Below are 17,958 nucleotides of genomic sequence, written 5' to 3' on the forward strand. Positions count from 1 at the left end.
AGCAGAAAAGGCGACAGGCACAGAAATGCGCGCGATCATTGGCGCGTTGCAAGAGCACATAGAGAGTGAGGAGGAGCGGCTAAGGCAAGAGCAGCAGGAGCAGTACCGCCGATGGAGGGAGGAAGAGCGAGTAAGGCTGGAGCAGCGTTTTCTCTTGGGCGCCGATTGCGGATGGACCAAAATCGAGAGGTCGGATGCGTTCTATTGTCGCCGCAATGGCCGCGCGTTTCGTATCGTGCAAGGTAAGGACAAGCGCTGGACCATGTACCGTATCAAAGAAATCGTCGATAAGGGCGAGTTGCTCGGCACGTACCGAGGCCGTGGTGACGCGAACAAGGCGCTCGCGAAGATTGCTTATGGTCCTGAACCGCAGTCGTGATCTAGTAAAAAGCGCGACGTGTCCGCGCTCGCTATCGGGGCTCGAAGTGCTCTTCGATGTCGAGCAAAAAGCCTCGATTTTCATGTCGTTCCGATTGAAAGTGGGTGGATCAACATGGCAATTTGAGCAAAGTCAGGCCAAACACACATGAGGACGAAGCTGTAGCGCAAGATAAAAGCACTGGCGCTACGGAGCGCCTAAGCCGTTGTCTGCACATCCAAGAGTTGGCGCCACCGCAGGCTGCGATGGCGGCAGCTAGGGCCGAAGGCAATGCTATCGTTCGTTGATTACGTCTGCGTCTTGGCAAACGTTCGTCCGCTTCACATATCCGCGGCCTTCGCTAGCGGAGAGGCCGGATCATGTACGGCGTCGATGACGACGAATTCGAAGTCAAGCTGGGCCGGATAGGCAATCGCAGAGCCAGGAAAGCAATCAGCTATTTGCGGCGCGTACGTCAGGCGGCAGACAAGGCCGGCGTCAGTTCGCGCCGTGCGTCGAACTTCTCCGGTGGCCGAATAGGTCGGGGGCACGCGCAAGGGACGGTGCTGGCCGGGTCAGCGAGAGCCAAGGGCCAGCGCCGGGTCGTGATCAAGGCGCGCATCGTGCGCATCAAGGCCGGCAATGCCGGCGCCGTTCGGGCCCATCTGCGCTATGTGCAGCGCGACGGCGTCACGCGGGAGGGTGAGCCGGGTGAGCTCTACGATGCCGCCAACGATCGTGCCGACGGCAAGGCCTTCACGGAACGGAGCGAGGGAGATCGCCACCAGTTCCGGTTCATTGTGGCGCCCGAGGATAGCGCGGAACTCTCCGACCTGAAGCCCTTCGTCCGCGACCTGATGCGACAGATGGAGAGTGACCTCGGCACCAGGCTCGACTGGGTCGCAGCTGATCATTTCAACACGGGGCATCCCCATAGTCATATCGTCCTTCGCGGAAGGGATGACGAAGGGCAGGACCTCGTGATCGCCCGCGACTATATCTCTCATGGCCTGCGGGCGCGGGCCGCCGATCTCATCACGCGGGAGCTCGGTCCGGAGACGGAGATCGAGGCCACGCGCAAGCTCCAGCAGGAGGTGACGGCCGAGCGGTTCACGCGCCTTGATCGGGCCATCGTGCGCGATGCGCCGGATGGCGCCCTTGAACTCCGTGCGATGCCGGCAAGGGATCCTGTCTGGCAGGCCGCCCGGATGGGGCGGCTACGAGCGCTCGAGCGGATGGGACTTGCGGAGGAGACCGGCCCCGGCCAGTGGCGGATCAATGCGGCCCTCGAGGCAAAGCTCAGGCGCATGGGCGAGCGGGGCGATATCATCAAGACCATGCATCGCGAGCTTGCCGCGGCTGGACTGTCGCGGGCCCCTGGCGGCTACACGATCTTCGATCCAGGACAGAGCAGCCAACGGCTGGTCGGGCGTGTCCTCGGTGAGGGATTTGCGGACGAGCTGAGGGAGCGCCGCTATGTCGTCGTGGATAGCATCGACGGGCGGACGCACTATGCGGAGATCGGCAGCCTCTCCGGCCAGGATGAGCCACCGGTCCGGAACACGATTGTCGAGCTCAGCTCTCGCGCCGGGGAGCCGCGCCAGATCGATCGAACCATCGCGGAGATCGCCGCCGCCAATGACGGCCGTTACAGCGACCACCTTCATCGCCAGTTCGACCCGCAGGCCTCAAGCGAATATGTCGCATCCCATGTGCGGCGTCTGGAAGCGATGCGGCAGGAGGGCATGGTCAGACGGCTCAGTGACGGGAGCTGGGCGGTGGGTGAAGATCACCTTGATCGAGCGCTTCAGTATGAGAGCCGCCAGCGCGCCCGCCATCCTGTGCGGGTTGCCGTGCTGTCATGGCAGAGGCTTGAGGATCTCCCGCAAGCGGTGGGCGCGACCTGGCTCGATCGTCAGCTTGTCGCCAAGACGCGCGAGGTGCTGGGGCCGAGCGGAATGGGTGCTGAGGTCGAGGCCGCCATGCGGGCGAGACGGCAATGGCTGATCGAGCAGGGGCTTGCGCGCGAGCAGGATGGTCAGGTGCGATATGCGCGGGATCTGTTGCGGACCCTCGAGGCGCGTGAACTCAAACGGGTAGCCGCAGATATTGCTGCGCGAACGGGACTTGAGCATCTCGACGCCAAGGCCGGCGACAATATCGCGGGTGTCTACCGGCGCATGCTGACGCTGAACAGCGGCCGCTATGCGCTGATCGAGCGGTCCCATGACTTCACGCTGGTGCCTTGGCGGCCGGTGTTGGAGCGGACCCGCGGGCAGTTAGTCACCGGCAGCGTGGGCGGAGATGGCATATCCTGGTCGATCGGCATCAAACGCGGAATTGGACGCTAAGGGCGCTGGGCTGCTGGCGGAGGCCAGCTCATTTCTTCGGCGAGGCGGTTCGCGCAAAGCTCTCGCAATCGCGTGCAACGCGCTGAAACTCTTGATGGTTATACTATCTTCGCGAGAATAGTATAACTCGCGGCGGGGCCTCCGCGCCCGCGGAGCGGTGGCTGCCGGGTTGAATGATCGCCGGAAAAGCTGGACGATCCGAGGGATGCGCTCGCCGCCAGCAACGGCATCAAGCGACGAGCGAATAACTTGTACTTCGGCCACCGCCCTCGTCCTTGGCGAGAATGCCCTGATCAACGAGGTCCTGGATGTCGCGCAAGGCAGTGTCGGGCGAGCACCTTTCGATTTTTGCCCATTTGCTCGATGTCAGCTTGCCCTCGAACCCGTCCAGTAGGCGGTTCAACATGTCGCGCTGCCGCTCATTGATCCGGGCTGCGGCATGCCGTTTCCAGAAGTCGGCTTTTTCAAGCACTGCTGCGAGAATGGTCTCAGCTCCTGTGAAGGCGCGCTCGAGGCAGCCTAGGAACCACTCAAGCCAAGGCGTGACGTTGAGGTCGCCCTTCTGGGTGCTCTCCAGCATGTCGTAGTAGGTCTTCCGCTCGCTGCGTATCTGAGCCGACATGCTGTAGAAGCGCTGCGGAATTCCTTCAGAGCGGGCGAGGGACATGTCGGCGATGGCGCGCGCGATACGTCCATTGCCGTCCTCGAAAGGATGGATGGTCACGAACCAGAGATGCGCGATCGCAGCTTTAATTACGGGATCGATCTTCTCCTCGGTGTTGTACCATTTCAGGAACGCGGTCATTTCATCATCGAGCTTTTCGGCGGTGGGCGCCTCATAGTGAACGCGCTCACGATCATAATCGCCTGAGACAACCTGCATCGGTCCTGCCGACGTATCCCGCCAGGCTCCCACCGCGATCTTCTTCAGGTTGCTGCGGCCTGTCGGAAAGAGCGACGCATGCCAGCCGAACAGCCTCTCCGCGGTGAGCTCAGCTTTGAACTTCTGCGTGGCGTCGAGCATCATCTCGACAACGCCTTCGACATTGCGGTCTGCCGACGGCAAGGCGCCCGCATCCATGCCGAGGCGACGCGCAAGCGAAGAGCGCACCGCATCCTTGTCGAGTTTCTCTCCCTCGATTTCGCTGGACTTGAGGACTTCCTCCGTCAGGGTGGTTAGGACAGCTTCTTCCTGCTGTGCGAAACCCAGGGTCTGCATTCGGCCTATGAGCTGGCCCTGTCGAAGCCGGACAGCCGCGAGCAGCTTCGCCAGGGCATCCGGATCCCAAAAAAAGCGAGGCCAATCAGTTAGTTGGTGGATATAACCTGGCATTCTCCGCACTCCTTGCGGAGAATATGGTCGCTATTCTCCGCATCCGCAAGGGAATTCGCCGCAATTTATGCGGAGAATAGAGCGGCTATTCTCCGCATCGAGCAGGACCTTGGGCATGGTTGCGGTTTCCTTTACGACTTCGCGCCCGACGCTTCACGGGTCCAAACCCCCGATGCGTTAATGTCGGTTGCGACGATCACTTGGCCGTGGCGCCCGAACGGCCATCACCGCGATAGCTGAGGGGCCGTTCTCTCGCGCGAAACTATTCGTTTCGCAGAACGCGCATAACCGGCCCCGTCTTCGGATTCTCAGTTGATGCCGCAAATTCGAGAAACGACGCGCCAACGAGTCCGTACGATTCGGCGCTCGCTTCCTTGCTTGCAACGTCGGTGAGCTGAGCAATCAGCTGAGCCAGACGATTGATCCAGTTTGGTCAGGCCGCTCACCTTCTATTGAGGCGCTTCCTCAACCACGCTGAAACTGGCCCATCATCGATCTCTCACAGACGAGCTTGATCGACACGGATCTCGTTGCTGACCGCGATTTTTATTCCGGTTGAATGCTTGAGCTCTCCCGCTTTTCATCTCACCGCGCTCGCTAACGCGAGTGAGTGGGGCGGAAGATGTTTCCAGCAAAAATCTACATCGGTCAGATCACTGTCGTCTTTGGCATCGTCATCGTCTCGACGTGGGGAGCAACGCAATGGACTGCGGCTGCTCTCGGTTTTCAGGAGCGGCTTGGCGCGCCCTGGTTCATGGTTGCAGGTTATCCGGTCTATTTGCCCTGGAGACTATTCGAATGGTGGTTTGCCTACGAGGCATACGCCCCCGAAATCTTCGAAGAGGGCGGGGCGATTGCCGCGGCTGGCGGCATCGCCGGCGCACTGTTTGCAATCCTCAACTCGGTGTGGCGGGCGCGGCAAAATCAGCTCGTGACGACTTACGGCTCAGCGCGCTGGGCGACGCCCAAAGAGATCAAGCAGGCCGGCCTCTTCGCAGCCAAGGGCGTGTTTCTGGGCCGTATCGAGAACAAATATCTGCGCCACGATGGACCGGAACACGTCATGTGCTTTGCGCCGACCCGGTCGGGCAAGGGCGTGGGATTGGTGTTGCCGACATTGCTGTCATGGACGTCGTCGGCGGTGGTACATGACATCAAGGGCGAAAACTGGGAACTGACCTCCGGTTGGCGCTCAACGTTTTCGCACTGCCTGCTGTTCAACCCCACAGACTCGAGAAGCGCCCGCTACAATCCGCTGCTCGAGGTGCGCAAAGGGGCAGCCGAAGTCCGCGACGTCCAGAACATCGCCGACATCCTTGTCGACCCCGAAGGGGCGCTCGAACGCAGAACCCATTGGGAAAAGACCAGTCATTCGCTCCTGGTCGGTGTCATTCTCCACGTTCTCTACGCGGAAGAGAAGAAGACGCTCACCCGCGTTACCGAGATCCTAGCCGACCCTGCGCAGTCCTTTGAGAAGACGCTCAGGATCATGCTGGCGACCAATCACCTCGGCACCGAGGCCGAGCCGAAAGTGCACCCCGTCGTCGCCGCGACCGCACGAGAGCTGCTCAACAAGTCCGAAAACGAACGATCCGGTGTTCTGTCGACCGCCGTGAGCTTTCTCGGGCTTTACCGCGATCCCGTCGTCAGCCGAAACACCGAATCCTGTGATTGGCGCATCGCCGACCTCGTGAGCGCCGAGAAGCCTGTCACGCTCTATCTCGTCGTTCCGCCGTCGGACATCAGCCGCACCAAGCCGCTGATCAGGCTGATCCTCAACCAGATCGGCCGCCGGCTCACCGAGACCTTGAACGTCAATGTGACTGGCGGTGGCCATCGCCAGCTCCTGATGATGCTCGATGAATTTCCAGCGCTCGGCCGCCTCGACTTCTTCGAAAGCGCGCTCGCCTTCATGGCCGGCTATGGCATCCGCGCCTATCTGATCGCGCAGTCGCTCAACCAGATTGCAAAGGCGTATGGCGAGAACAACGCAATCCTGGACAATTGCCACGTCCGGATCGCCTTCGCCGCCAACGACGAACGCACTGCCAAGCGAATCTCGGACGCGCTGGGGACCGCGACCGAACTGCGGGCACAGCGCAACTATGCCGGCCACCGCCTGGCACCCTGGCTTGGCCATGTCATGGTCAGTCGTCAGGAGACCGCACGTCCTTTGCTGACCCCGGGCGAAGTGATGCAGTTGCCTCCCGATCAGGCCATCGTCCTGGTTTCCGGCCTCGCACCGGTCCGGGCGATCAAGCTGCGGCACTATGAGGATGCAAATTTCGTCCGTCGCCTGCGCAAGCCAGCGTCCCTGACGGGCAACGTGTATCCCGACCGGCCGGCGGCACGTCACGACAATTGGAATGGTCAGGTGCGCTCCACCGACCTTCGTCTAGCGACCCTGCCGTATCGCGAGCTCATGCAGGCGGGCGGTGAGGAGGGCGGTCTCAAGCAGCAACTGCCGTTGTTCGATGAGGCCGCGCCGGCTGTGAACGAGCCTCGCGCCATCGAGGATCGATTGCTCGACGACGAGACCGACGTCGCCGCCGACCGCAGCCAGATGCAGCGAGCCGCAACCGCCTCCAGCGCCGTACGCCGAGCCCATGCCGTCACCCGCGACGATGACGATCTTCTCCCCTCATTCTGAAGAGCATTCCCGATGAAACCAAAACTGTCGGCCTATGTCACCGAAAGTGTGGCGCAGCGGCTTGAGCTAGCGGCCAGGCGCCCGGCGACCAATAAATCAGCCATTGTCGATGCTGCGCTGGATCGCTTTCTCAACCCCGAGCGGGACACCAGCGGCGATGCGGCGCTGATCCGAAGGCTGGACCGGATGAGCCGGCAACTGGAGCGAGCCGACCGCGACGTGAGCGTCCTGGCGGAGACCATCGCACTATTCATCCGCTATTACCTGACCATCACCCCGCCGCTGCCTTCGCAAGATCAGGATGCAGCGCGTGCGCTGGGCCGCGAGCGGTTCGAAATGTTTGTTGCCCAGGTCGGCAAACGCGTCGCCTCCGGTGGCCGGCTTGTCGCCGACGTCATGGACCGCGTCAGCGCCTCCAAGCCGGATCTCTTCATGCGAAACATCGAGGAGGGCGCCCCTCTGGGAGCCGGCCAACCCAGCGATACTGGATCCCGCGCGCAGAGCGCGACGGGGGAGTCGCCGGAGCATTCTCCGGCAGGGCGAGAGGAGGTCGGCAATGTCTGATCTCCTCTCGTCAGAAACCCGCGAACGACGCCGGGGCATGCTGCGGACCGCGATGGGCCCGGCAATCGCGCTGGCTCTGGAAGAGCCTGATGTCGTCGAGGTCATTGTCAATCCCGATGGGAGGCTTTGGCTTGACCGGCACGGGACGGGCCGCGCAGACACCGGCGTGGTTCTGACGCCGCAGGAGTCGGAGCGGATCATCCGGCTTGTTGCCAGCCATGTGCGGGCCGAAGCGAGCAGTTCGTCTCCGATCGTGTCGGCAGAACTCCCCGAAACTGGTGAACGCTTTGAAGGCGTCTTGCCGCCGGTCTCGCTCGCGCCTTGCTTTGCCATCCGCAAGCCCGCAACGACCACATTCCGCCTGTCCGATTACGTCAAGGCGCAGATTATCTCGCCGTTCATGGCGAAGGTACTGACCGCTGCGGTCACCGAGGCGCGCAGCATCCTGATCGCCGGCGGCACCGGCTCGGGCAAGACGACGCTTGCCAACGCGCTTCTTGCGGAGATCGCCGGCCTCGAAGAGCGGGTGGTCATCATCGAGGACACCCGTGAGCTGCGCTGCGAGGCAAAGGACGCCGTGACGCTGCGGACCAAGCCGGGTGTAGCGAGCCTTGCCGATCTTGTCCGCTCTACGCTGCGCTTGCGGCCCGACCGCATCATCGTCGGTGAGGTCAGAGGCGCCGAAGCCCTCGACATGCTGAAGGCCTGGAATACGGGCCACCCCGGCGGAATTGCCACGGTCCATGCCAACTCGGCACGAGCCGCGCTCTACCGGATCGAACAGCTCATTCAGGAAGCGGTCGCAACCGTGCCGCGCCGGCTCATTGCCGAGGCGATCGACCTGATCGTCTTCATCAAGGGGCGGGGACCCGCACGGCGCATCGAGGCCGTCGCCGAGCTCAAAGGCCTCGATCCGTCGGGCGACTACCTGCTCGAGACCCCGCCCGGACTTCCCAACACCTCCCACCGCCCCTGACCCAAGGAGACTGTAATATGCCCATTCGACTGCCTCTCAACGTGCGTTCGCGCCTTCGCGGCTTCTGTTCGGCCAGCGGATTGCCTCTGGTCGAGCTCGCGGTGACCTCGGCCTGCGTGCTCCTCAGCGTCACGGCGGCACAGGCCGCGGGTTCAGGCATGCCATGGGAAGCCCCGCTCGAACGCGTACTGGAGTCCGTGCAGGGACCCGTCGCCAAGATCGTGGCCGTCATCATCATCACAGTGACCGGCATATCGCTGGCCTTCGGCGACACCTCCGGGGGATTCCGCAAGATGGTCCAGGTCGTATTTGGCCTCTCTATCGCCTTCGCTGCGAGCTCCTTCTTCCTGTCGTTCTTCTCGTTCGGCGGCGGAGCACTGATCTGATGCGCGCGGAAGGTTTTGAACTTGTGCTCCACCGCTCGTTGACCGAACCCATCCTGATCGGCGGCGCCCCGCGTGCCGCCGCCATCCTGATCGGGACCCTCTCGGCCGTGCTGGCGCTCGGCCTGCGCCTTTGGCTCGCAGGCATCATCCTCTGGGTCATCGGCCACAGCGCGGCCGTATGGCTCGCTAAACGCGACCCGGCCTTCGTCGAAGTCGCCATCCGTCACACCAAGCACAAGGGGCGGCTCGCATGCTGAACCTGAGAGAATTCCGCGGCGATGCCCATCGGCTGGCGGATTGGTTGCCATGGGCCTGCCTCATCGCTCCGGGCGTCATCCTGAACAAGGATGGCAGCTTCCAACGGACGATACGTTACCGCGGACCGGACCTCGACAGTGCGACCGAGGCTGAGCTGATGAGCGTCACCTCACGCGTCAACAATGTCTTGAAGCGTTTCGGTTCAGGCTGGGCTCTCTTCTTCGATGCCACGCGCATTCCGACTGGCGAATATCCGCGGTCGGAATTTCCCGATCCGGTTTCCTGGCTGGTCGATGAAGAGCGGCGGGCCGCGTTCTCGGGCGCCGCTGGGGTGGCATGGGAGGATCCGTCTCGCCCCGGTGGGCAGCATTTCGAGAGCGTGCTGCATCTAACCTTGATGTACCTGCCGCCTGCCGAAAGGGTCTCGCGCCTCGAAGGTCTGTTTCTGGAGCGTCCTAAGGAGAGACTTAGCGTCGGTGGAAAGGGGAAGCGCATTCGCCGCGGCCAATCGATCAAAAGTCCGGCGCAAGAGGGCGTCCGCGACAGCGAGATTGACGACCAGCAGAGATTTGGCAGCAACCAGAAAGGCTATCGCGATCATCTTCAGAGGTTCATCCAGGAAACCGACCGGGCCATCGATCTTCTCTCGTCAGTCTTGCCCGAGATCTGGCCCCTCAATGATGAGGAGACGCTCACCTACCTTCATAGCTGCGTCTCGACCAAGCGCCATCCAGTCAGCGTTCCCAAGATTCCGGCCTATCTCGATTGCTTCCTGAGCGATGAGCCGCTGACCGGTGGACTGTCGCCGGCCATCGGGCGAAGCCATCTGCGTGCTCTGACCGTCCTTGGCTTTCCGCACGTCACCTTTCCCGGCCTGCTCGACGAACTGAACCGGCTCGGCGTTGCCTACCGCTGGGCGACCCGGTTCATTCCGCTCGACCGTACGCAGGCAAACGTAACGCTGTCGCGCTACCGGCGGCAGTGGTTTGCCAAGCGGAAATCGCTTGCAGCGATCCTCAAGGAGGTCATGTTCAACGAGCAGGCTGCGCTGCTCGACACCGACGCCAGCAACAAGGCACTCGACGCCGACGCGGCGCTTTCCGAGCTTGGCGACGATCTCGTTGCCTTCGGCTACATCACGACGACCGTCACCGTGAGCGACGAAGATTCGCATCAAGCGGACGAGAAGATCCGCGCAGTCGAGCGGGTGATCAACAGCCGGGGATTCACGGTCATCCGGGAGAGCGTTAACGCCGTGGAAGCCTGGCTCGGCGGTCTGCCAGGCCAAGCCTACGCCAATATCCGCCAGCCGATCGTTCACACGCTTAACCTCGCGCATATGTGCCCATTGTCGGCAGTATGGGCCGGACCAGAGCGGTGCGAACACCTTGATGGCCCACCGCTTCTGATCGCCAAGACCAAGGGAGCGACGCCGTTCCGTTTGTCGCTCCATGCCGGCGACGTCGGGCACACCATCATTGTCGGCCCTACGGGGGCGGGCAAGTCGGTCCTGCTTTCGATGCTCGCTCTTCAATTCCGTCGATATCCGAACGCGCAGCTGATCACGTTTGACAAGGGCCGATCGGCGCGGGTGACCACGCTGGCTTTGTCGGGGGCCTGGTATGAGCTGGGGGCCAAGGGCGGCATCGCCTTCCAGCCGCTCAAGGATGTCGTGGAGGAGGGAGCAAGGCTCTGGGCGCTAGACTGGCTTTGCGGCGTGCTCGCCCATGAGGGCGTGACTGTGACGCCCGACGTCAAGGAGACGCTCTGGTCGGCGCTGAGGAGCCTCGGGTCCGCGCCCGTCTCGCAGCGGACGATGACCGGGCTCGTGGCGCTGCTTGCCCGCGACGCGCTGCGGCAGGCGCTACAGCCCTACACGCTGGAAGGACCATACGGCCGCTTCCTGGATGCAGATTCCGACCGTCTTTCGGGCGCAGACGTGCTGACCTTCGAGATGGAAGAACTGATGGCGTTGCCCGGCCTGGTGGCGCCGGTTCTGACCTATCTGTTCCACACTCTTGAAGAGCGCTTTGATGGCCGGCCTACGCTGTTGGTGCTCGATGAGGCTTGGGTGTTTCTGGACGACCCGCTGTTCGCAAGCCGCATTCGCGAATGGCTGAAGACGCTGCGCAAGAAGAACGTCTCGGTGATATTCGCGACCCAGTCGCTCGCAGACATCGCCGACAGCCAGATTGCTCCCGCTATCATCGAATCCTGTCCAAGCCGGATATTTTTGCCGAACCCCCGTGCGCTGGAGCCGACCCAGACCGAGACCTATCGCCGGTTCGGCCTGAACGACACGCAAGTCCGCCTGATCGCGGAAGCTTTCCCCAAGCGCGACTACTATCTGCAGTCCCGCGCCGGCAATCGCCTGTTCGAACTCGGCCTCGGACCGGTGGCGCTCGCGCTCGTCGGAGCCTCTTCACCAGAGGATCAGCGCGCCATTGACACCGTTCTCGCCCGCACTGGGCCACACCGTTTCGCCGAGCGCTACCTCGTCGAACGCGGTCTGAACTGGGCCGCCAATCTCATCAGCACCTTCGAACAGGCCCATAAGGCCTGACCCCAACCTCAATCCCTGGAGTCTTCCATGCTCGAAAGTACCGGTCGCATGTTCATGGGCACAACCTCAAGAGTTATCATAACGACAATTCTATCGATCGTCATCGCCGTGAACGGATCCCGACGGCTCGGGGCGTTCGACATCGTCTTCGATCCTACGAACTACAGCCAAAATCTCCTGACCGCCGCGCGTGCGCTTGAGCAGATCAACAATCAGATCAGGAGCCTCGAAAACCAGGCTCAGTCACTGCTCAATCAGGCCAAGCATCTTACGAGCCTGCCCACAAGCGCGGTTGGCCAGCTCACATCGACGATCACTCAGATGAACAGCCTGATCGGTCAAGCGAAGAACATCTCATTCGATGTCCAGAAAACCCAACAGGATTTTGAACGCCTGTATCCCCGCCAATATGCAGCAGCCGTTTCGTCCGACAAGATGGTTCTGGATGCGGCATCACGTTGGGACAATAGCTACGATGGGCTGAAGCAGTCGCTCACAATTCAATCTGCCATTGTCAGTAGCCTGGATCAGGACGGCCAGACGCTTCGAACCCTGATGGCCAATTCGTCGGCTGCGGTCGGCTCGCTACAGGCTCAACAGTCCGGCAACGAACTGCTCGGCTTCCAGATCAAGCAGTCGCTGCAGACCCAGGCACTTCTGGCGACCCAGGCGCGCGCGGACACGTTGCGTGCTGCCGAACAGCAGGCCTCATCGGCGGCGGCGAAGGAGCGATTTACCCGCTTCATCGGCGATGGCCATGCCTACACCGGCGGCAGGTAGGTGAGGGCGCCATGGCTGATCTCTCCGTCATTGACCGCTTTACCGAGACGTTCTCGCGCTACATCGACTCCGGATTTGGTCTCCTCTCCGGCGACGTCTCATTCCTGAGTTCAACGTTGATCGGCATCGACCTGACGCTCGCCGGGCTTGCCTGGAGCATGCGCGCCGACGACCACATCATGGTCACGCTTGCCAAGAAGGTGCTTTATGTCGGCGCTTTCGCGTTCATTATCGGTAACTTCAAGAGCCTTGCCGATATCGTCTTTGCATCCTTCTCCAGCATCGGTTTGAAGGCATCCGGCGGGAGCTTAAGCGCCGCCGACCTGGCGCGGCCAGGCTTTGTAGCGTCGGCCGGGTTTACGGCGGCTCACCCTCTTCTGGAGGAGACCGGCCAATTCTCGGGCTTTGACGTCCTGACCAACCTGCCGACGATCCTGATCCTGCTGTTTTGCTGGATCCTGATCGTGCTCGCGTTCTTTGTGCTCTCAGTGCAGCTGTTCGTCACGCTGATCGAATTCAAGCTGACAACGCTTGCAAGCTTCATCCTCGTGCCGTTCGCCCTTTGGGGAAAGACCGCATTCCTCGCGGAAAAGACGCTCGGCAACGTGGTCGCCTCAGGCGTGAAGGTGATGGTTCTCGCGATCATCATCGGCATCGGCTCGACCATCTTCGGTCAGCTCGCGAGCACGTTGACGCGGCCCGTCGATATCGTATCGGCCATGAGCTTGTTGCTTGCGGCCCTTTCGCTGTTTGGCCTTGGCATCTTCGGCCCGGGAATCGCGGCGGGCCTGGTCTCAGGTGCGCCCCAGCTTGGCGCGGGTGCAGCCGCGGGAACGGTAGCGGGTGCGGCGGCTGTCGTGATCGGCGGCGGCGCGGCGGCCGCCGGAGGGCTGCGCCTTGCGGCGGGCGGTTCAATGGCTGCGGTTCGCTCCGCAGCATCGCTCGCCGGGACGTCTTCGGCTGCGGGCACCTCAGCCCGGGCCTCAACCATGGACCAGCTCTCAGGCGCGAGCACAGTCGGCGCAACGAGTGGAGCGTCTGCTTCGGGCGCGGGGCGTGCGCCGGCGTCGTCAGCGCGTGGACACGCAAGGGAAGCAGCGCAGGTCGCTGCTCATACCCTGAAGGAGGGTGACAAAGGCGGGCATTCTTCGGGCCCGAAGTTGGGGGAGGAGTAGGTTATGGCGGGTCACCCCTTTCAGCGTGTGTCCGTTCGCTTTGGCGAGACGCCTGAGCCGGTCACGCCCTATCAGAAGGCAGCACAGGTCTGGGACGAGCGGCTCGGGTCCGCCCGTGTTCAGGCCAGCAACTGGCGGCTGGCAGCGCTGGCAGCCATCGGCCTGGCCGGCGTCCTTGGATTGGCGATCTTTGCCCAGATCGCGCGTTCAGGTGTCGTTCCCTACGTCGTCGAGGTCGACCGGCTTGGCGAAGTCCGTGCCGTCGGGCCGGCCCTGGAAGCGTACCAGCCGTCGGACGCTCAGATCGCGCATTTTCTTGCGCGGTTCATCGAGAATGTCCGCTCGCTGTCGATCGATCCGGTCATCGTCCGTGCGAACTGGCTGCACGCCTACGACTTCGTCACCGATCGCGGCGCGCAAGCCTTGAACGACTACGCACGCGAAGCCGATCCGTTCACAAAAATCGGCTCCAAGACCGTAACCGCCGAAGTCACGTCCGTGGTGCGCGCGTCCGGCGACAGCTTCGAGATCCGGTGGAAAGAGAACACCTACGAGAACGGCGCGATCGCGAAGACCGAGCGCTTCACCGGTCTCGTCACCACCGTTCTCAAGCCGCCCGCAGATGCCGAAACGCTGCGGAAGAACCCCCTCGGCCTCTACGTCCATTCCCTCAACTGGTCGCGCGACCTCATCGGAGACGCCAAATGAATTCCAAAGCCCTCACCAAGCTCGCGTCGGCCAGCGTCCTTGCCTTGTCGCTTGGGCTTGCCGGATGCGCCACCAAGCTCAACCTCGAAGCGCCCTATGACGAGATGACCTTTGAGAAGGCGCTTCCAGAGGCTGATCCGCCCGCGCCGGTGCAAGTCGTCGAAACGCCCAAGATCCTGCCGCTGCCGGGCCAGTTGAAGCCGTTTCCGACGAAGGGTGCCAAAGAGGAAAAACTGCCGCCGGAGCAGGCGATCGCCAAGGCGAACAAGGCGGCGCGGATGGAGCCGACGCGCGCCGGGTATATCAATGCCATCCAAGTGTATCCCTGGACGGAGGGCGCGCTCTACCGGCTCTATGCCAGTCCAGAAAAAGTCTCGACCATTGCGCTTCAACCCGCCGAGGAACTGATCGATGTCTCCACCGGTGATACGGTTCGCTGGGTGGTCGGCGATACCTTGAGCGGGCAGGGGAGCACCCGGCGTGTGCACATCCTGGTCAAGCCAACGCTTCCGGATATTCAGACCAACCTCGTGGTTCTGACCGATCGGCGGGCCTATCACCTCGAGCTCGTCTCGACCAAGCAGACCTACATGGCGTCAATCTCATGGACATATCCGACCGATACGCTCGTCGCTCTCCACAAGCAGAACGCCGTTGCCCAGGAAGGCGAGGAGCGGATCGCCGATCGCGGCGTGCGGCTCGACAGCCTGAATTTCCGCTATCGGATTGAAGGCGATGATCCGCCGTGGCGGCCGCTGCGCGCCTTTGACGACGGCCGCAAGGTCTACATCCAGATGCCGTCCGGCCTGTCGCAAGGGGAGGCGCCGCCCTTGTTTGTCGCCGGAGCCGATGGGCGGCCGAACCTGGTCAACTACCGGGTCCGTGGCTCCTACTACATCGTCGATCGGATGTTCGGTGCCGCCGAGCTTCGCCTTGGCGAAGATCCGCAGCGCATCGTCCGGATCATCCGTATTGACGCACGGCCCGTGTCGCAGGCCTCTAGCACCGGGAGCGCCTCATGACGACAGGATTGGACCAGGATCCGGAGCCGCTGGAACTGCGAGCACGACCGCGGCCCGTGCGGCGCCTCAACAGGCGCGCTCTCATGATCGGCTGCGCCGTCGCAGCGCTGTTTGTTGGCGGAGCGATACTCGTTGCGCTCCGACCGTACTCCTTCAAGCAGTCTGAGCGGACAGAGCTCTACAATACCGATCGTAAGCAGACCGCCGAGGGCTTGAGCAAGCTGCCAAAGTCCTATGAGGAATTGCCGCCATCGACGCCGCGGCTTGGACCGCCGTCGCCTGGGGACATTGGCCGAGCTTTTGCCGAAAACGAGAAGAAGGTCGGCGTGGCTTCGGACGGCGGCTTCCGAACCAACCCGGAGGAAGACGCCGAGCGGGCTGAGCGGATCCGGCAGACGCGGGTCGCTCAACAGGCAAAGGAGTCGGGATTGTTCGTCCGCCTGTCGGAGAAACAGGACAAGCGCAAGCAGGCAAGCACGACTGAAGCGCCGACTGCTGTCCCATCTGCATTCCGGCCTGCAACGCCCGATACAGGGCCGTCCGCTGCGGAACTCGCAAAGACTGCGCAGGCGATGATCGACCGCTCCAGCGAGATCATTCCATCGTCGCAAGCACGAAAGCTGGCCTTCGCGGGAGCGAAAGCCGACACGGAAACCACCAATCCCCATGCGCTCAAACCAGCGCCCTCAACCTATGCGGTGATGGCGGGGTCGATCATTCCGGCGAGCCTCGTCACGGGACTGAATTCAGACTTACCCGGCGCCACCATCGGCCAAGTCACCGAGAACGTCTACGACACGGTGACGGGCGAGCATCTCCTGATCCCGCAGGGGACGCGGATCGTGGGCAAGTACGATAGCGTTGTGGCTTTCGGCCAGAAGCGCGCGCTGGTCATCTGGACACGGCTCATCCTGCCGAACGGCAATTCGATCGTGATCGAAAACCTTCCGGCAACCGACGTTGCAGGCTATGCCGGGCTCGAAGACCAGGTGGACTTCCATACCTGGCAGTTGCTCAAGGGCGTGGCCTTGGCAACTCTGATCGGGGTGGGGACACAGTTATCGATCGGCAATGATGAGAGCGATCTCGTCAAGGCGCTGCGGGAAAGCACGCAGCAAACGACCAATCGTGCGGGGCAACGCCTGGTGGAGCGCGAGCTCGACGTGCAGCCTACGATCACGGTGCGGCCGGGTTGGCCCTTGCGGGTGATTGTTTCTAAGGATCTGGTGTTGAGGCAGTACCAGGATGTTCAAACAGCAGCAAAGGGAAGGTGAGGGATGAAGCTTGCGAAGCTGCCTGATCGGACACCGGTGAAGATGACCATCGTGCTAACGCCAGGCCTGGCGCAGCGTCTGCGTGACTATGCTGCGCTCTATGCAGAGACCTACGGTAACAAAGAAGAAGTAGCTGAACTGATACCGTTCATGCTTGAGGCATTTCTCGAAAAGGAGCCTAGCCTTCGGAGAACAAAGCGGACGGCCAGTCGAGGGCCCATAAGTTGACCATATATTCTAGTTCGCCGCGGTCTTCAGCAGTTCGATCGCCTGTTGCACGGCACGCACAGACTTTTCAAGCTTTCCAAGTAGCGTTCTCAATTCGCTTTCTGTCGTTTCTTCTTGGCGAATATTGTTCTGCTCAAGAAGTACCTCGACGAGCTTGTCCAACGAGATTGAAGTAGCCGCTGAAGAATCCGTCATCGTACCACTGGCGGTGGAGCTGATTTCTCCAGCGCCCGACAATGCTATCTCAATTGAAATGTTCGAGAGAACGACAGCCTCGATTAGCTCAGCCGGAAGCTCAATTGATGCCATCGAAATTCCACTTGAGGCATCGCGGTAGCCAGCCGTCAGCGTGGCTTTTTCAAGTTGAACGAAGGGACTGAGATAATGCTCACGTTCTAGCGGCATGCAAAGCCCTTATAGATAGTTCTCGCCCAACAAAGGAATTCTCCTCGATAGGGACTATAGTCCCTAGAGACTATATGCCCCACCATGCTCGATCCTGCAATGCAGGACTGGCGCAAAATCGTCGGGAAAAATGTGAGAACGATCCGCCAAGAACGAGGGATCACTCAGGAGAAGTTAGCTTTTGAAGCCGGAATAGACCTGACCTACGTTGGTGGCATTGAGCGGGGCAAACGGAACCCCAGCCTGCTTGTCATGGCTCGAATTGCAGAAGCGCTCTCAGTTCCTTTGGCGAAGTTGATCGCTGATTAGTGTTGGATGCGGTTTCGTAGGCGAACAAGTTTTATCTGCGAGCATTGGGTTACAAAACCGCGATACAGCCCATGCACCGTAGTCCTTTCAAGCTCTTAGCGCCTCCTGCATCAGCAGGAGAGGGCGCTGAAACTCACCACGGTGCAGCAAGTCGGGGACAGTTTGGGGACAGCGTCTCCGAAATGGAGAATTTCCCTCTCCTAGGGCTTCTGTCTCTTAGCTGATGTAGGCGCCGACGATCTGACAGCCGGTCCCAGCGGTGATGGCAACCAGGCCGATCCATCCAAGCGTGCGGTACATAGTGTCCACCCATTCCGGTTCGCTGCTGCTCCCGGTGACGATGTAGTCGCCTCCGCCGGAGGTGCTGATGCGGTATGGCATGCCGTAGCGGAAGAGGAGGATGACGCCGACGAGGCAAAGCAGAAGGCCCGTTGTATTCCAGGCAAAGGGGGTCATCAGACCCAGCAATTTTTCTTTCATGGCAAATCGTCCAGTGCAGATTCTGGCGAAGGTATCAGATGTCGCCCCCGTGCCTACGGCCCCACATCTCTCGTGCGCCCATTGGGCGGGCGGTGTGGGGTCTTAGGTCCGCCGCCGGCGGACGGGCGTTCGATAAAG

Annotated in this window: 18 protein-coding genes; 15 read left to right on the forward strand and 3 right to left on the reverse strand. The window is 61.7% G+C overall.

Annotation, left to right across the window (positions count from 1 at the left end; genetic code table 11):
* Positions 1 to 25: 25 nt before the first annotated feature.
* Positions 26 to 379, forward strand: coding sequence for a hypothetical protein (locus tag ACSHT2_RS33975; protein WP_440639419.1), 354 nt, complete (start codon positions 26 to 28; stop codon positions 377 to 379).
* A gap of 359 nt (positions 380 to 738) precedes the next feature.
* Entirely contained in the window at positions 739 to 2,709 is a 1,971-nt protein-coding gene (rlxS, locus tag ACSHT2_RS33980; RefSeq protein ID WP_440639421.1) for a relaxase/mobilization nuclease RlxS, read from the forward strand.
* Between the two features lie 229 nt (positions 2,710 to 2,938).
* Here rlxS and ACSHT2_RS33985 read toward each other — a convergent pair whose 3' ends face one another.
* Entirely contained in the window at positions 2,939 to 4,042 is a 1,104-nt protein-coding gene (locus tag ACSHT2_RS33985) for a Fic family protein (protein WP_440639423.1), read from the reverse strand.
* 622 nt (positions 4,043 to 4,664) lie between these two features.
* On the opposite strand from ACSHT2_RS33985, the gene ACSHT2_RS33990 reads away from it, so the two are divergent.
* From ACSHT2_RS33990 to ACSHT2_RS34045, 12 genes are read left to right on the forward strand one after another with little or no spacing between them, the layout of a single operon-like run.
* Positions 4,665 to 6,692 carry a conjugal transfer protein TraG gene (locus ACSHT2_RS33990; RefSeq protein ID WP_440639425.1) on the forward strand — a complete coding sequence of 676 codons (2,028 nt, stop codon included), beginning with the start codon at positions 4,665 to 4,667 and terminating at the stop codon, positions 6,690 to 6,692.
* Positions 6,693 to 6,704: 12 nt separating this feature from the next.
* Positions 6,705 to 7,256: a CopG family transcriptional regulator gene (locus ACSHT2_RS33995; protein ID WP_440639427.1), complete on the forward strand. Its 552-nt coding sequence runs from the start codon at positions 6,705 to 6,707 to the stop codon at positions 7,254 to 7,256.
* Positions 7,249 to 8,232 carry a P-type conjugative transfer ATPase TrbB gene (gene trbB, locus ACSHT2_RS34000; protein WP_440639429.1) on the forward strand — a complete coding sequence of 328 codons (984 nt, stop codon included), beginning with the start codon at positions 7,249 to 7,251 and terminating at the stop codon, positions 8,230 to 8,232. Before ACSHT2_RS33995 ends, trbB begins: the two co-directional genes overlap by 8 nt.
* A 17-nt stretch (positions 8,233 to 8,249) precedes the next feature.
* Positions 8,250 to 8,618: a TrbC/VirB2 family protein gene (locus tag ACSHT2_RS34005; RefSeq protein WP_440639431.1), complete on the forward strand. Its 369-nt coding sequence runs from the start codon at positions 8,250 to 8,252 to the stop codon at positions 8,616 to 8,618.
* The gene (locus tag ACSHT2_RS34010; protein WP_440639433.1) at positions 8,618 to 8,875 is read left to right on the forward strand and encodes a VirB3 family type IV secretion system protein; all 258 of its coding nucleotides are present in this window, start codon (positions 8,618 to 8,620) and stop codon (positions 8,873 to 8,875) included. The genes ACSHT2_RS34005 and ACSHT2_RS34010 overlap by 1 nt, the downstream gene beginning before the upstream one ends.
* Entirely contained in the window at positions 8,869 to 11,439 is a 2,571-nt protein-coding gene (gene trbE / locus ACSHT2_RS34015; protein ID WP_440639434.1) for a conjugal transfer protein TrbE, read from the forward strand. Before ACSHT2_RS34010 ends, trbE begins: the two co-directional genes overlap by 7 nt.
* A 27-nt stretch (positions 11,440 to 11,466) precedes the next feature.
* The gene (gene trbJ / locus ACSHT2_RS34020; protein WP_440639435.1) at positions 11,467 to 12,219 is read left to right on the forward strand and encodes a P-type conjugative transfer protein TrbJ; all 753 of its coding nucleotides are present in this window, start codon (positions 11,467 to 11,469) and stop codon (positions 12,217 to 12,219) included.
* Between the two features lie 11 nt (positions 12,220 to 12,230).
* Positions 12,231 to 13,394, forward strand: a complete 1,164-nt coding sequence (trbL, locus tag ACSHT2_RS34025; protein WP_440639436.1) for a P-type conjugative transfer protein TrbL — start codon at positions 12,231 to 12,233, stop codon at positions 13,392 to 13,394.
* A gap of 3 nt (positions 13,395 to 13,397) precedes the next feature.
* Positions 13,398 to 14,102, forward strand: coding sequence for a conjugal transfer protein TrbF (gene trbF / locus ACSHT2_RS34030; protein ID WP_440639437.1), 705 nt, complete (start codon positions 13,398 to 13,400; stop codon positions 14,100 to 14,102).
* Positions 14,099 to 15,124 (forward strand): P-type conjugative transfer protein TrbG, encoded by a 1,026-nt coding sequence (gene trbG, locus ACSHT2_RS34035; RefSeq protein WP_440639439.1) that lies wholly within the window; start codon positions 14,099 to 14,101, stop codon positions 15,122 to 15,124. The genes trbF and trbG overlap by 4 nt, the downstream gene beginning before the upstream one ends.
* The gene (locus ACSHT2_RS34040; protein ID WP_440639441.1) at positions 15,121 to 16,398 is read left to right on the forward strand and encodes a TrbI/VirB10 family protein; all 1,278 of its coding nucleotides are present in this window, start codon (positions 15,121 to 15,123) and stop codon (positions 16,396 to 16,398) included. The genes trbG and ACSHT2_RS34040 overlap by 4 nt, the downstream gene beginning before the upstream one ends.
* Before the next feature lie 3 nt (positions 16,399 to 16,401).
* On the forward strand, positions 16,402 to 16,626 hold the full coding sequence (locus ACSHT2_RS34045) for a DUF2274 domain-containing protein (protein ID WP_440639442.1): 225 nt from the start codon (positions 16,402 to 16,404) through the stop codon (positions 16,624 to 16,626).
* A 9-nt stretch (positions 16,627 to 16,635) separates the two neighbouring features.
* Here ACSHT2_RS34045 and ACSHT2_RS34050 read toward each other — a convergent pair whose 3' ends face one another.
* A complete protein-coding gene (locus ACSHT2_RS34050) occupies positions 16,636 to 17,031 on the reverse strand; it encodes a hypothetical protein (RefSeq protein WP_440639443.1) in 396 nt (131 codons plus the stop codon).
* Positions 17,032 to 17,115: 84 nt separating this feature from the next.
* Between ACSHT2_RS34050 and ACSHT2_RS34055 the strand changes: the two genes are divergently transcribed.
* Positions 17,116 to 17,340, forward strand: a complete 225-nt coding sequence (locus ACSHT2_RS34055; RefSeq protein ID WP_440639444.1) for a helix-turn-helix domain-containing protein — start codon at positions 17,116 to 17,118, stop codon at positions 17,338 to 17,340.
* A 216-nt stretch (positions 17,341 to 17,556) separates the two neighbouring features.
* Here ACSHT2_RS34055 and ACSHT2_RS34060 read toward each other — a convergent pair whose 3' ends face one another.
* The gene (locus ACSHT2_RS34060) at positions 17,557 to 17,820 is read right to left on the reverse strand and encodes a hypothetical protein (protein WP_440639446.1); all 264 of its coding nucleotides are present in this window, start codon (positions 17,818 to 17,820) and stop codon (positions 17,557 to 17,559) included.
* Positions 17,821 to 17,958: the final 138 nt, after the last annotated feature.

It is taken from the genome of Bradyrhizobium sp. PUT101 (assembly GCF_052043945.1).
In the GTDB taxonomy this organism is placed as follows: Bacteria; Pseudomonadota; Alphaproteobacteria; order Rhizobiales; family Xanthobacteraceae; genus Bradyrhizobium.

Excerpts from the sequence above, each read along its gene's own strand:
- ACSHT2_RS33975 (WP_440639419.1), top strand. The coding sequence starts at position 26 with ATGCGCGCGATCATTGGCGCGTTGCAAGAGCACATAGAGAGTGAGGAG.
- rlxS (WP_440639421.1), top strand. The coding sequence starts at position 739 with ATGTACGGCGTCGATGACGACGAATTCGAAGTCAAGCTGGGCCGGATA.
- ACSHT2_RS33985 (WP_440639423.1), bottom strand. The coding sequence starts at position 4,042 with ATGCCAGGTTATATCCACCAACTAACTGATTGGCCTCGCTTTTTTTGG.
- ACSHT2_RS33990 (WP_440639425.1), top strand. The coding sequence starts at position 4,665 with ATGTTTCCAGCAAAAATCTACATCGGTCAGATCACTGTCGTCTTTGGC.
- ACSHT2_RS33995 (WP_440639427.1), top strand. The coding sequence starts at position 6,705 with ATGAAACCAAAACTGTCGGCCTATGTCACCGAAAGTGTGGCGCAGCGG.
- trbB (WP_440639429.1), top strand. The coding sequence starts at position 7,249 with ATGTCTGATCTCCTCTCGTCAGAAACCCGCGAACGACGCCGGGGCATG.
- ACSHT2_RS34005 (WP_440639431.1), top strand. The coding sequence starts at position 8,250 with ATGCCCATTCGACTGCCTCTCAACGTGCGTTCGCGCCTTCGCGGCTTC.
- ACSHT2_RS34010 (WP_440639433.1), top strand. The coding sequence starts at position 8,618 with ATGCGCGCGGAAGGTTTTGAACTTGTGCTCCACCGCTCGTTGACCGAA.
- trbE (WP_440639434.1), top strand. The coding sequence starts at position 8,869 with ATGCTGAACCTGAGAGAATTCCGCGGCGATGCCCATCGGCTGGCGGAT.
- trbJ (WP_440639435.1), top strand. The coding sequence starts at position 11,467 with ATGCTCGAAAGTACCGGTCGCATGTTCATGGGCACAACCTCAAGAGTT.
- trbL (WP_440639436.1), top strand. The coding sequence starts at position 12,231 with ATGGCTGATCTCTCCGTCATTGACCGCTTTACCGAGACGTTCTCGCGC.
- trbF (WP_440639437.1), top strand. The coding sequence starts at position 13,398 with ATGGCGGGTCACCCCTTTCAGCGTGTGTCCGTTCGCTTTGGCGAGACG.
- trbG (WP_440639439.1), top strand. The coding sequence starts at position 14,099 with ATGAATTCCAAAGCCCTCACCAAGCTCGCGTCGGCCAGCGTCCTTGCC.
- ACSHT2_RS34040 (WP_440639441.1), top strand. The coding sequence starts at position 15,121 with ATGACGACAGGATTGGACCAGGATCCGGAGCCGCTGGAACTGCGAGCA.
- ACSHT2_RS34045 (WP_440639442.1), top strand. The coding sequence starts at position 16,402 with ATGAAGCTTGCGAAGCTGCCTGATCGGACACCGGTGAAGATGACCATC.
- ACSHT2_RS34050 (WP_440639443.1), bottom strand. The coding sequence starts at position 17,031 with ATGCCGCTAGAACGTGAGCATTATCTCAGTCCCTTCGTTCAACTTGAA.
- ACSHT2_RS34055 (WP_440639444.1), top strand. The coding sequence starts at position 17,116 with ATGCTCGATCCTGCAATGCAGGACTGGCGCAAAATCGTCGGGAAAAAT.
- ACSHT2_RS34060 (WP_440639446.1), bottom strand. The coding sequence starts at position 17,820 with ATGAAAGAAAAATTGCTGGGTCTGATGACCCCCTTTGCCTGGAATACA.